Origin of the sequence: Pantoea sp. JKS000250 (assembly GCF_003201065.1) — a bacterium.
Lineage (GTDB): Bacteria > Pseudomonadota > Gammaproteobacteria > Enterobacterales > Enterobacteriaceae > Pantoea > Pantoea vagans.
In genome coordinates this window covers 2,217,645-2,230,601 of record NZ_QICZ01000001.1, presented here as the reverse complement: position 1 = coordinate 2,230,601, position 12,957 = coordinate 2,217,645, and the positions used below count along the sequence as shown (strand labels likewise).

The following is a 12,957-nucleotide window of genomic DNA, read 5'->3' as shown; positions in this document are numbered from 1 at the left end:
AAAAAATTGTTTGCGCCACAATGTGATCGCCCGCGCGATTACACCCGACGCCGCGTTGCGGTATCCATCCACACCGCCAGCAGCAGAATCGCGCCTTTGACGATGTACTGCCAGAAAGTCGGCACATCCATCATGCTCATGCCGTTATCCAGCGAGGCCATGATAAAGGCCCCCATTACCGCGCCCGCCACCGACCCCACACCGCCTGCCAGGCTGGTGCCACCGATGACGCAAGCAGCAATCGCGTCGAGTTCTGCGATGTTACCTGCCGACGGCGAACCTGCGCCCAGCCTTGAACTCAGGATCAGCCCGGCAATCGCCACCATCACACCGTTGATGGCAAACACCGCCAGTTTGGTGCGCGCTACGTTAATGCCAGATAGCCGGGCAGCATCAATGTTGCCGCCGATGGCATAGATACGACGGCCAAAAGCGGTGCGGGTGGCCATAAACATGCCCGCCAGCAGCAGTACTGCCAGCAGTAACACCGGCGTCGGCACGCCACGATAATCGTTGAGCAACCAGATGGCACCGAGCACTAAGATGGCGGTGATAGCCTGACGCCCCACCGTGCCGCTGGCGGCGCCCTGCGCCAAACCGAGCTGCTGACGACGCAGCCGCAGCCGCCACTGCCACAGCGTAAACAGCGCCAGACCAGCCACACCAAAGCCGAAACCAACGCCACCCGGCAGATAACTCTGTCCAATCTGCGACATGCCCGGCGTGATGGGCGCAACCGTAGTGCCGTCAGTAATTCCGACCAGAATGCCGCGGAACGCCAGCATCCCTGCCAGCGTGACGATAAACGACGGCACTTTACGGTAGGCCACCCACCAGCCATTCCAGGTACCGAGTAACAGCCCCATCACCAGTGTCACCACGATGGTCAGCGGCAGTGGCCAGCCGAGCCAGACGTCGAATATCGCCGCCGCCCCGCCCAGCAGCCCCATCATGGAGCCGACTGACAGGTCGATCTCCGCCGAGATAATCACGAACACCATGCCTACCGCCAGGATACCGGTGATGGCGGTCTGACGCAGCAGGTTGGAGACATTACGCGCACTGAGCCACGCGCCGTCGGTGGTCCAGGTAAAGAACAACGCAATCAGCACAATCGCGCCCAGCATCACCAGCACCTGCAGATTAGGCAGCGTGAACCTGCCCGGTGACGGTTTGCCCGACGTGCCGGTGAGGCGGCTTTGGGTACTTTCACTTTTAAGCATAATGTTCACTCCGCAGGGCAGCTTCCATCACCTGCTCCTGAGTCAGGTTATCGTTAATCAGATCGGCTTTGATCTGCCCTTCATGCATCACCAGCACCCGATCGCTCAGGCCCAGCACCTCCGGCAGCTCAGATGAAATCACAATCACCGCGATACCCTGCTGCACCAGCGCATTGATCAGCAGGTAGATCTCCTGACGGGCGCCCACATCGATGCCGCGTGTCGGTTCATCCAGGATCAGGATTTTGGGATTAAGCAGCAGGCACTTCGCCAGAATCGCTTTCTGCTGATTGCCGCCGCTCAGGCGGCCAATGGGCAGTTCCGATGAGGAGGTTTTCACCCGCAGCCGGCTGATCGCGTCGTTGATCGCCTGCTGCTCCTGCGCTTCATCCAGGGTAGAGAGGCGGTGACTAAACTGATCCAGCGCCGCCAGGGTGATATTTTTGCCCACCGCCATCAGCGGCACGATGCCATCCTTTTTGCGATCTTCGGGCACCATCGCGATGCCGTGCGCAATCGCAGCGCGGCAGTCGGTGATGCTGACCTGCTGGCCATTGATCCAGATATCACCCTGCCAGCGCCCCGGCCAGATGCCAAACAGACACTGCACGGTTTCGGTTCTGCCCGCGCCCACCAGCCCGGCGATACCCAGAATCTCACCGCGTCTGAGCGTGAACGAAACATTGTTAACGCGGCGGATGTGGCGGTTAACCGGATGCCAGGCGGTAAGGTTATCGACTTTCAGTATCACATCGCCAATCTGATGGGGCGCGTGGGGATAGAGCGCGGTCAGCTCGCGTCCGACCATCATGGTGATGATGTCATCTTCGCTCAGGCCCGCCGCCGGACGGGTGGCGATATGCTGGCCATCACGGATCACGCAGATGGTGTCGGAGATCGCCTTCACCTCATTCAGCTTGTGTGAGATGTAGATGCAGGCGATGCCGTGTTCGCGCAGATTACGGATGATACCCAGCAGCACATCCGTCTCCTGCTCCGTCAGCGATGAGGTCGGCTCATCCAGAATCAGCAGCCGGACCTGTTTGTTGAGGGCACGGGCGATCTCCACCAGCTGCTGCTGGCCCAGGCCTAACTCACCGACACGGGTCGCGGGAGAGACGTTCAGCCCGACCCGCGCCAGCAGCTGCTGGCAGCGCAGGGTCATGGTTTCATCATCCACCATGCCGAAACGGCTCAGTTCGGCACCCAGGAAGATGTTCTCCATCACGGTGAGTTGCCGCACCAGCGCCAGCTCCTGATGAATAATCACAATGCCTTTACGTTCGGTGTCGCGAATAGTCTGCGCCTGAATCTCTTCGCCAGAGAAGTGAATCTGCCCTTCAAAATCGCCGTGCGGATAGAGGCCGCACAGGATTTTCATCAGCGTCGATTTGCCCGATCCATTCTCACCGCACAGCGACATCACTTCGCCCGCCTCCAGTTGCAGACTGACATCATTAACCGCCTTCACGGCACCGAAACGCTTGGTGATGTTTTTCATTTCCAGCAGCATCGACTGTTCTCCCTCACGCTATGCGCGGTCAGAGTTCGCTCTGTTTATGGAAACCGTCTTTCACCACGGTGCTTTCGATATTGTCTTTGTTGACCGGAACCGGCTTCAGCAGTCGCGACGGCACATCTTTCAGGCCATTGTTCAGCTTGCTGTTGCTGGCTGGTGTTTTGCCATCACCCAGTTCGACGGCAATTTTCGCCGCTTCGGTGGCCAGTTCGGTGATCGGTTTATAAACCGTCATGGTCTGGGTGCCCGCTTTGATGCGCTTAATCGCGGCCAGATCGGCATCCTGACCCGAAATCGCCACTTTTCCGGCCAGTCCCTGTGCACTCAGCGCCTGAATCGCACCGCCTGCGGTGGCATCGTTAGAGGCCACGACCGCATCGATGTGGTTACTGTTAGCGGTCAGGGCGTTTTCCATAATTTTCAGGGCGTTTTCCGGCAGCCAGGCATCGACCCACTGATCGCCGACAATTTTAATACTGCCGTTGTCGATATAAGGTTTTAACACTTTCATCTGCCCGGCACGGAACAGGCGGGCGTTATTATCTACCGGCGATCCGCCCATTAAAAAATAGTTGCCCTTAGGCACCTGTTTCACAATGCTTTCGGCCTGAAGTTCGCCCACTTTTTCATTATCGAACGAAATATAAAAATCGATATCGGCATTATTTATCATTCGATCATAGGCCAGCACTTTAATGCCTTCCCGTTTCGCTTCAGCGACAACGTTACTCAAGACCTGACCATTGTAGGGAATAATCACCAGCACATCGACACCGCGGTTGATCATATTTTCAATCTGCGACATCTGTGTTTCTTCGTTGCCGTTGGCCGACTGAACAAACACCTTAGCGCCCAGCGTCTCCGCCTGTTTAACGAAAATATCGCGGTCTTTCTGCCAGCGCTCGAGGCGCAAATCGTCAATTGCCATGCCGATCTTCACTTCTTTTGCCACGCTGGTCTGGCTGAAGAGTGCCAGCGCCGCGCAGGCGGCTAACAGTGCATGTTTCATCTTCATTGTGATCATCCTGTAGGTGGAGGCTATTGTTATCGCAGGCCGATAAACCAGGCGGATGAATTGTTGCCCTTCTTTTCCTGTCGCAGCAATTACTGATTTTTATCCGGCTATTACGTTTTTTGGTTTATTTCTTTTTTTATGAGCGCGATCGAGGTTTCATCTTTTTAGGACAAAAGAGTGACAGGGATAAACCGCCTCGCAAATAACATTATTTTGCGAGCCAGCGCACAAATAATAATTATCTGACACCCGTAATGAAATATCGTAATTGAGCTGAGGTTACAGCCCATATTGAATATTGCTTCAACGCAGACCATCCGGGTACTGATGCTAAGGAGCAAACCATGCACGCTTATTTCGATCAGATCGATCGGGTTCGTTATGAAGGCACCCAGTCGACGCATCCTCTCGCTTTCCGCCACTACAATCCCGATGAGGTCATCCTCGGCAAGACCATGGCGGAGCATCTGCGCTTTGCTGCCTGTTACTGGCACACCTTCTGCTGGAATGGTGCGGATATGTTTGGCGTCGGTGCCTTTGATCGTCCGTGGCAGAAGAACGGGGATGCGCTGCAGCAGGCAAAACTGAAAGCGGATGTCGCCTTTGAGTTTTTCCATAAGCTGAATGTGCCGTGGTACTGCTTCCATGACGTTGATGTCTCACCGGAAGGTGATTCGCTGCACAGCTATAAAGAAAACTTTGCCGCCATGACTGATAAACTGCTGGAGAAACAGCAGGAAACCGGCGTGAAACTGTTATGGGGCACGGCTAACTGCTTTACCCATCCGCGCTACGGTGCCGGTGCTGCCACTAATCCCGATCCTGAGGTTTTTGCCTGGGCGGCAACGCAGGTCTGCAGCGCCATGCAGGCGACCAAAACCCTGGGCGGTGAAAACTATGTGTTGTGGGGCGGGCGCGAAGGCTATGAAACTCTACTGAATACCGATCTTCGCCAGGAGCGCGAGCAGATTGGCCGCTTTATGCAGATGGTGGTCGAGCACAAACACAAAATTGGCTTCCAGGGAACGCTGCTGATCGAACCCAAACCGCAGGAGCCGACCAAACACCAATATGACTACGATGTCGCGACAGTTTATGGCTTCCTGAAACAGTTCGGACTGGAGAAAGAGATCAAGGTTAACGTTGAGGCGAACCACGCCACGCTGGCTGGCCACTCGTTCCATCATGAAATTGCGACCGCCATTGCTCTGGGCATTTTTGGTTCCGTGGACGCCAACCGTGGCGATCCGCAGTGCGGCTGGGATACCGATCAGTTCCCGGTCAGCGTGGAAGAAAACGCGCTGGTGATGTACGAAATCCTTAAGGCGGGCGGCTTTACCACTGGCGGCTTAAACTTTGATGCCAAAGTGCGTCGTCAGAGCACCGATAAATATGATCTCTTCTACGGCCATATCGGCGCGATGGACACCATGGCGCAGGCGCTGAAGGTGGCGGCCCGCATGATTAGCGACGGTGAACTCGATAAGCGTGTGGCGCAGCGCTACAGTGGCTGGAATGGTGAGTTCGGCCAGCAAATTCTGAAAGGTGAGTTTTCACTGGAGGCGCTGGCGGCGCATGCTCAGCAACAGCAGCTCAATCCGCAGCATCAGAGCGGACGTCAGGAGCAGCTGGAAAATCTGGTGAATCACTACCTGTTTGATTTCTGACCCTTCAGGAGCAGCGCATGTTTATCGGGATCGATTTAGGCACCTCTGGCGTCAAAGTGGTGCTGATGGATGCACAGGGCAACGTGGTGGCGACAGAGACGTCGCCGCTGCAGGTTTCGCGTCCGCAGCCCTTGTGGAGCGAGCAGGATCCTGAAAGCTGGTGGCAGGCGCTGGATTCAGCCATGCAGGCGCTGAGCGCGCAGCAGGACCTGCGCGCGGTGCAGGCCATCGGGCTGAGCGGACAGATGCATGGTGCCACGCTGCTCGACAGCGCGAACCAGGTATTGCGTCCGGCCATGCTCTGGAATGACGGGCGCAGCGAGGCGCAGTGCCGTGAGCTGGAGCAGAAGGTGCCGGATTCACGGGCGATCACCGGCAATCTGATGATGCCCGGCTTCACGGCCCCCAAGCTGCTGTGGGTGCAGCAGCATGAACCGGCCATCTTCAGTCAGATTGCTCACGTGCTGTTGCCCAAGGATTATCTGCGCTGGCGATTGAGTGGCGACTTCGCCACCGATATGTCCGATGCCGCAGGGACGATGTGGCTGGATGTAGCGCAGCGTGACTGGAGCGATGTGATGCTGCGCGCCTGCGACCTCAGCCGCGATCAGATGCCGCAACTCTGTGAAGGCAATGCCCTGACCGGCACGTTGCATGCCGATCTGGCGACGCGCTGGAAGATGAACACGGTGCCGCTGGCCGCTGGCGGTGGTGACAATGCGGCGGGCGCTGTTGGCGTCGGTATGACCGAACCGGGCCAGGGGATGCTGTCGCTGGGGACGTCGGGCGTCTACTTCGTGGTGAGCGACGGCTATCTCAGCAATCCGGAACGTGCGGTTCACAGCTTCTGTCATGCGTTACCGCAGCGCTGGCATCTGATGTCGGTGATGCTTAGTGCGGCTTCCTGTCTCGACTGGGCAGCCACGCTGACCGGATGCAAAGATGTTCCGGAACTGCTGGCTGAAGCGGCGCGCGCGCGCGATGACGTGCCAGGACTATGGTTTCTGCCCTATCTTTCCGGAGAACGCACGCCGCATAACAACCCCAGTGCCCGGGGCGCTTTCTTTGGCTTCACCCACCAGCATGGTCGTCCCGAGCTGGCACGATCGGTGCTGGAAGGCGTAGGGTTCGCCCTGGCGCAGGGCATGGACGTGCTGCATGAGTGTGGCGTTCAGCCAAATAGTATTATGCTGATCGGCGGTGGCGCACGCAGTGCCCTGTGGCGTCAGATGCTGGCAGACATCAGTGGTCAGACGCTGGATTACTGCCACGGCGGTGACGTTGGTCCGGCGCTGGGCGCCGCAAGGCTGGCGCAGCAGGCGCTTGACGCCGACGTCACCGTTCCACGGCCGGCGCTGGTGCAGCGCCATCAGCCCGATCCGGCCAGGCGGGCGTACTATCAGCCGCGTCGTGAGACGTTTGCGACCCTGTATCAGCAGCTCCTGCCGCTGATGAAATAAAGAGGACGCCAGGCATCTGAACCGTTTTGCCTGGCGTCCTGCTTAGCGGATGACCATCATCCCTGATCTGTTGTTGCCGGCAGAAAATCATCCGGCGAACGCGCACTTCGCATCAGCCAATCGCGCCCAGCGTATCTTCCTGACCCTGTTTCTTCGGCAGCAGGAACAGCGTTGCCGCAATATCCAGCAGATAGATCAGCGCCAGCAGGGTAATCGCCGCGGTGAACGAGAACTGGCTCGCCAGCAGACCAATCACCACCGGGCCGAAGCCGCCCACGCCACGACCCAGGTTGAACAGGACGTTTTGCGCGGTGGCACGCACCTGTGGCGGGAAGGTATCGGAAATCAACGCGCCATAGCCGCCAATCATGCCGTTAACAAACATTCCCATGATCGCACCGGTAAACAGCATGATGTCAGAGTCGCGCAGCTGAGCATAAACCACCACCATCACGACGGCACCAAACTGATAGAGCAGGAAGATTTTCCAGCGCGCAAAGCGGTCGGCCAGCACGCCAAACAACCAGATGCCAAAGGTCATCCCGACCACGGTTACCGCAGTCCAGAGGCCAGATTTCGTCAGGCTAAAGCCAAAGCTGGAAGAGAGGTAGCTCGGCATCCAGATCATCAGCCCGTAGTAACCAAAGTTCTGGACTGAACAGAGGATAAAAATACCGAGACTGGCTTTGGCGGTCGCGCGGTCGCGCACCAGCAGCTTCAGGCGCGCCGGAAATGACAGCGACGGCACATGTTTAACCTGCCGCTGAAACGCCTCCGGTTCGCCCATGCCGCGACGAATGGCAAACGAGACCAGCGCCGGTAATAATCCGACCAGGAACATGCCGCGCCAGCCGATGATATTCAGCAGCGGCGGCGTGATAAAGGCTGCCATCAGCACGCCGAGCTGCCAGCCGATACCGACCCACGCTGAGGCGCGGTTACGCTTTTCAGCAGGCCAGGCTTCGGCAATCAGCGCCATGCCGATACCGAATTCACCACCCAGGCCCACACCTGCCAGCGTTCGCCAGGCGAGCAGGTCCCAGTAGCCCTGCGCCACCGCGCACAGGCCGGTAAAGATCGAGAAGACCAGAATCGTGACGGTCAGCATGCGGATACGGCCATAACGGTCGCTGAGATGACCGAAGACGATGCCACCGATAACCGCGCCAATCAGCGTCCATGTCACCAGCGATCCCGCCTGTGATGGATTGAGCGCCAGCGAAACACTGATAGCCGGCAGCATAAAGCCGAGTATCAGCAGGTCAAATCCATCCATGGCATAACCGCTGACCGCAGCCAGCATCGCTTTGCCCGGCGTTACGCCCGGCTTAGATTGGGGAGAAGGGGACATCGTTGCGCACCTCTGAAAGAAAAGTGCCGCAATTATAAAGAGAGTTCAGGATGTGACCAATTGAAAAGGCTTATCCCTGCGCCACTCCGGCACAGGGATAAGATGGATCAGGAAGGGCGGTTGCTGCCATCGTCACCTGACAGTAATTCATCGAGCCGATCTCCACCCACGTGACGGAAATCCTGACCTTTGACGAAGTAGAAGATAATTTCGCAGATGTTCTGGCAGCGATCGCCGATGCGCTCAATCGCGCGGGCGCAGAACAGCGCTGTCAGCACGCTGGGAATCGTGCGCGGATCTTCCATCATGTAGGTCATCAGCTGGCGCACAATGCCTTCGTACTCTTTATCCACCTTTTTGTCTTCACGGTAGATAGTGATCGCTTCATTGAGATCCATTCGCGCGAAAGCGTCCAGCACATCATGCAGCATCTGCACGGTGTGACGACCCAGCGACTCAAGGCTCACCAGCAGGGGAAGATGCTGCTGACCAAACTTCTCCAGCGCCGTGCGGCTGATTTTCTCCGCTACGTCACCAATGCGCTCCAGCTCGGAAATGGTTTTGATGATCGCCATCACCAGCCGCAAATCGATCGCGGTTGGCTGACGTTTGGCGATGATGCGCACGCAGGCTTCATCAATCTCCACTTCCATCATATTGACCTTCTGGTCGCCGTCGATCACCCGCTGCGCCAGCTCGCCATCCAGATTATGCATGGCGGTAATCGCATCGGTCAGCTGCTGCTCGACCATGCCGCCCATGATCATCACCTGGGTGCGGATATGCTCCAGTTCGGCATTGAACTGACCGGAGATGTGCTTATTCAGATTCAGATTATCCATGTCGATCTCCTGTCAGATCAGCCGTAGCGGCCAGTAATGTAGTCTTCGGTTTGCTTCTGCGCGGGCTTGGTGAACAGCGTGTCGGTGTCGCTGAACTCAATCAGTTCGCCCAGATACATGAAAGCAGTATGGTCAGAGCAGCGTGCCGCCTGCTGCATATTGTGCGTCACGATCACCACGGTATAGTCCTGCTTCAGCTCGGTGATCAGCTCCTCAATACGGCCAGTGGAGATGGGATCCAGTGCGGAGCAGGGCTCATCCAGCAGCAACACTTCCGGACGAATCGCGATGCCACGCGCAATGCACAACCGCTGCTGCTGGCCGCCGGAGAGACTGTAACCGCTCTGATGCAGCTTGTCTTTGGTTTCATTCCACAGCGCCGCTTTGGTCAGCGCCCACTGGACGCGCTCGTCCATATCGGCACGCGACAGCTTTTCAAACAGGCGCACGCCAAACGCAATGTTGTCATAGATCGACATCGGGAACGGCGTCGGCTTCTGGAATACCATGCCGACGCGGGCGCGCAGCAGCGCAATATCCTGCTGTGTCGCCAGAATGTTTTCGCCATCCAGCAGAATGTCCCCTTCGGCCCGCTGCTCCGGATAGAGCGAGTACATTTTATTGAAGGTACGCAGCAGGGTCGACTTACCACAGCCCGATGGGCCGATAAACGCGGTGACCTGATTCTTAGCGATATCCAGGTTAATGTTCTTCAGCGCATGAAACTTGCCGTAATAGAAGTTCAGATTACGGACCTGAATTTTATCGGCTGTTACTGTCGCGATACTCATAATTCATCTCTCTTATACGGCGCCGCGCAAGGCCACGCCGGAAGTTAACCGTGTTTACCTTTGGCGAAAATCACCCGTGCCACAATGTTCAGCAGCAGCACGCAGAGGGTAATGATCAGCACGCCCGCCCAGGCCAGGCTCTGCCATTCGGCGAACGGGCTCATGGCGAACTTAAAGATGGTGACCGGCAGGTTTGCCAGCGGCTGCATCATGTCGGTGCTCCAGAACTGGTTCGACAGCGCCGTAAACAGCAGCGGAGCCGTTTCCCCTGCGATGCGGGCAATCGCCAGCAGCACGCCGGTGATGATGCCCGAGACCGAGGCTTTCAGGGTGATGGCCGAAATCATCTTCCACTTGGGCGTGCCAAGCGCATAAGCCGCTTCACGCATGCTGTCTGGCACCAGCCGCAGCATATTTTCGGTGGTTCGAATCACAATCGGTACCTGCAGAAGCGCCAGCGCAATCACCCCGGCCCAGCCGGAGAAGTGCTGCATTTGCGACACCACCAGGGTGTAGACGAACAGGCCAACCACAATGGAGGGGGCTGAAAGCAGAATGTCATTAATAAAGCGTATTACTTCTGACAGGGCCGATTTGCGCCCATATTCCGCCAGATAGATCCCGGCCATGATGCCCAGCGGCGTGCCGAAAAAGGTCGACCAGAAAATCAGCAAGCCACTGCCTGCCAGGGCGTTCGCCAGCCCGCCGCCCGCCGTATTCGGTGGTGGGGTTGATTCGGTGAACAGTGACCATGACAGCCCATCCACGCCACGCGATACGGTGGTGAAAAGGATCCACACCAGCCAGAACAGGCCAAACGCCATAGTCAGCAGCGACAGCGACAGCGCAATTTTATTTTTCGTGCTGCGCCAGGACTGCATTTTACGACGTGATGCGTCCAGTTCGGCGCGCGCCTGAATTTCAATCGTGGTCATGAGCGCGCTCCTTCACTTTTCGCCAGTCGCATAATCATCAGCTTTGAAATCGCCAGTACGATAAAGGTAATCACAAACAGGATCAGGCCCAGCTCCATCAGCGCGGCGACATGGACACCCGATTCCGCTTCCGCAAACTCGTTGGCCAGCGCCGAGGTGATGCTGTTACCCGGCATAAACAGCGACGGGCTGTCGAGCTGGTAGGTGTTGCCGATAATAAAGGTCACTGCCATGGTTTCACCCAGCGCACGACCCAGTCCCAGCATTACGCCGCCAATCACACCGTTTTTGGTAAATGGCAGGACGATGCGCCAGATCACTTCCCAGGTGGTGCAGCCGATGCCGTAGGCTGACTCTTTCATCATTACCGGGGTCTGCTCAAAGACGTCGCGCATCACCGAGGCGATGTAGGGGATGATCATGATCGCCAGAATCACTCCCGCCGCGAGGATACCGATACCGAAAGCGGGGCCGGAAAAGAGCTCGCCGACAATAGGAATACCCGACATCACGTCGTTAACCGGTGTCTGGAAATATTCGGCAAACAGTGGTGCGAAGACAAACAGGCCCCACATGCCGTAAACGATGCTCGGAATTGCTGCCAGCAGCTCAATGGCGGTACCCAGCGGGCGACGCAGCCAGCCTGGCGCGAGTTCGGTCAGGAACAGCGCGATACCAAAACTCACCGGCACGGCGATAATCAGGGCGATAATGGAGGTCACAAGGGTGCCGTAGATCGGAACCAGTGCGCCAAATTGTTCGTTGGGCGCATCCCAGGTTTTGGTCCACAAAAAGGCGAAACCAAACTTCTGGATGCTGGGCCACGAGGAGATGATCAGGGAGACAATAATGCCGCCCATCAGTAACAGCACAATCAGCGCAGCCAGCCTGACCAGCGCGCCAAAAATTCTGTCACCTTGTTTGCCTGGGGCTTTGAATGCCGGCTTCGTTGCAGCCATAGAAGTCTCAGTCTTCAGAAGTTATCAGGGCGGCATGAGCCGCCCATTGGGTCTGACCGGACAGCCGTCCGGCCAGGGTCGGTCAATTACTGATAAAGCGCTTTACCAGAACTGTCTTTGATGTTGGCTTTCCAGGCGGCGCGAATCTGCTCGGTCACGCTCTCTGGCAGCGCAGCATAATCCAGCGCTGTGGCGGTTTTGCTGCCGCTTTTGTAAGCCCAGTCGAAGAACTTCAGCACTTCAGCGCCTTTGGCCGCATTCGCCTGATCTTTGTAGATCAGAATGAAGGTGGTTGAGGAGATTGGCCAGGCATCCGCGCCCTTCTGGAAGGTCAGATCCTGTGCGAACGATTTGCTCCAGTCAGCGCCTTTCGCGGCATTACTGAAGCTGGTTTCGCTTGGCGCGACCGCTTTACCATCGGCATCGATCAGTTTGGTGTAGGTCAGGTTGTTCTGTTTGGCGTAGGCGTATTCCACATAGCCGATTGAACCCGGCAGACGCTGAACAAATGCAGCGACGCCGTCGTTGCCTTTACCGCCCAGACCCACCGGCCAGTTAACAGTGTTGCCTTTACCGATTTTGCTGTTCCAGTCCTGGTTTACCTTCGCCAGATAGCTGGTGAAGACGAACGAGGTGCCTGAACCATCAGCGCGACGCACCACGTTGATGTTGGTCTCTGGCAGTTTCACGCCCGGGTTAAGTTTGGCAATCGCCGGGTCGTTCCACTTTTTGATGGTGCCGAGGTAGATATCACCCACAGTTTTGCCATCCAGCGTCAGCTGGCCTGACTTGATGCCCGGCAGGTTAACCGCCAGTACCACACCACCGATCACGGTAGGGAACTGGAACAGACCATTTTTCTGCAGATCTTCATCTTTCATTGGCGCATCGGACGCACCGAAATCAACGGTTTTGGCGATAATCTGTTTCACGCCGCCAGATGAACCGATGCCCTGGTAGTTAATTTTGCTACCGGTGGCTTGCTGATATTCTGCTGCCCACTTGGCATAAACCGGCGCCGGGAACGTCCCGCCTGCACCGGTGAGATCGGTGGCCGCAAAAGCAGATACCGCGCTTACGGCGAAGGTGGTGGCGAGGATTCGGGCTACGGTGCTACGCATCAGTGTCATATTCCCTCCAGGGGAGAAAAGTCAGGCTAGGGGCCGTTTTAGTAAGAGTCTGTGATTGCTGCAGG

General features: G+C 57.1%; 11 protein-coding genes. 2 read left to right on the top strand and 9 right to left on the bottom strand.

Going from position 1 to position 12,957, the window contains the following annotated elements; all coding sequences use genetic code 11:
• Positions 1-38 precede the first annotated feature (38 nt).
• From xylH to xylF, 3 genes are read right to left on the bottom strand one after another with little or no spacing between them, the layout of a single operon-like run.
• Complete coding sequence (gene xylH, locus BY447_RS10685) at positions 39-1,223, bottom strand: xylose ABC transporter permease XylH (RefSeq protein WP_110331107.1); 1,185 nt, start codon at positions 1,221-1,223, stop codon at positions 39-41.
• On the bottom strand, positions 1,216-2,736 hold the full coding sequence (locus tag BY447_RS10680; protein ID WP_110331106.1) for a xylose ABC transporter ATP-binding protein: 1,521 nt from the start codon (positions 2,734-2,736) through the stop codon (positions 1,216-1,218). The genes xylH and BY447_RS10680 overlap by 8 nt, the downstream gene beginning before the upstream one ends.
• A gap of 28 nt (positions 2,737-2,764) precedes the next feature.
• A complete protein-coding gene (xylF, locus tag BY447_RS10675) occupies positions 2,765-3,757 on the bottom strand; it encodes a D-xylose ABC transporter substrate-binding protein (RefSeq protein ID WP_013359572.1) in 993 nt (330 codons plus the stop codon).
• A 344-nt stretch (positions 3,758-4,101) separates the two neighbouring features.
• Between xylF and xylA the strand changes: the two genes are divergently transcribed.
• Together xylA and xylB are read left to right on the top strand one after the other, a co-directional pair.
• Positions 4,102-5,424 (top strand): xylose isomerase, encoded by a 1,323-nt coding sequence (xylA, locus tag BY447_RS10670; RefSeq protein ID WP_110331105.1) that lies wholly within the window; start codon positions 4,102-4,104, stop codon positions 5,422-5,424.
• 17 nt (positions 5,425-5,441) lie between these two features.
• Positions 5,442-6,884, top strand: coding sequence for a xylulokinase (gene xylB, locus BY447_RS10665; RefSeq protein ID WP_110331104.1), 1,443 nt, complete (start codon positions 5,442-5,444; stop codon positions 6,882-6,884).
• 112 nt (positions 6,885-6,996) lie between these two features.
• On the opposite strand, the gene BY447_RS10660 is transcribed toward xylB, so the two are convergent.
• The 6 genes from BY447_RS10660 to pstS all read right to left on the bottom strand — a co-directional run bounded on the left by BY447_RS10660 (position 6,997) and on the right by pstS (position 12,892).
• Positions 6,997-8,235 (bottom strand): MFS transporter, encoded by a 1,239-nt coding sequence (locus BY447_RS10660; protein ID WP_110331103.1) that lies wholly within the window; start codon positions 8,233-8,235, stop codon positions 6,997-6,999.
• Between the two features lie 107 nt (positions 8,236-8,342).
• Positions 8,343-9,077 carry a phosphate signaling complex protein PhoU gene (gene phoU, locus BY447_RS10655; protein ID WP_009088225.1) on the bottom strand — a complete coding sequence of 245 codons (735 nt, stop codon included), beginning with the start codon at positions 9,075-9,077 and terminating at the stop codon, positions 8,343-8,345.
• 17 nt (positions 9,078-9,094) lie between these two features.
• Complete coding sequence (pstB, locus tag BY447_RS10650; RefSeq protein WP_033784348.1) at positions 9,095-9,868, bottom strand: phosphate ABC transporter ATP-binding protein PstB; 774 nt, start codon at positions 9,866-9,868, stop codon at positions 9,095-9,097.
• A 44-nt stretch (positions 9,869-9,912) separates the two neighbouring features.
• Positions 9,913-10,803: a phosphate ABC transporter permease PstA gene (pstA, locus tag BY447_RS10645; protein WP_033734597.1), complete on the bottom strand. Its 891-nt coding sequence runs from the start codon at positions 10,801-10,803 to the stop codon at positions 9,913-9,915.
• Positions 10,800-11,762 (bottom strand): phosphate ABC transporter permease PstC, encoded by a 963-nt coding sequence (gene pstC, locus BY447_RS10640; protein WP_013359566.1) that lies wholly within the window; start codon positions 11,760-11,762, stop codon positions 10,800-10,802. The genes pstA and pstC overlap by 4 nt, the downstream gene beginning before the upstream one ends.
• Before the next feature lie 86 nt (positions 11,763-11,848).
• Positions 11,849-12,892 (bottom strand): phosphate ABC transporter substrate-binding protein PstS, encoded by a 1,044-nt coding sequence (gene pstS, locus BY447_RS10635; protein ID WP_033784347.1) that lies wholly within the window; start codon positions 12,890-12,892, stop codon positions 11,849-11,851.
• Between the last annotated feature and the right edge of the window lie 65 nt (positions 12,893-12,957).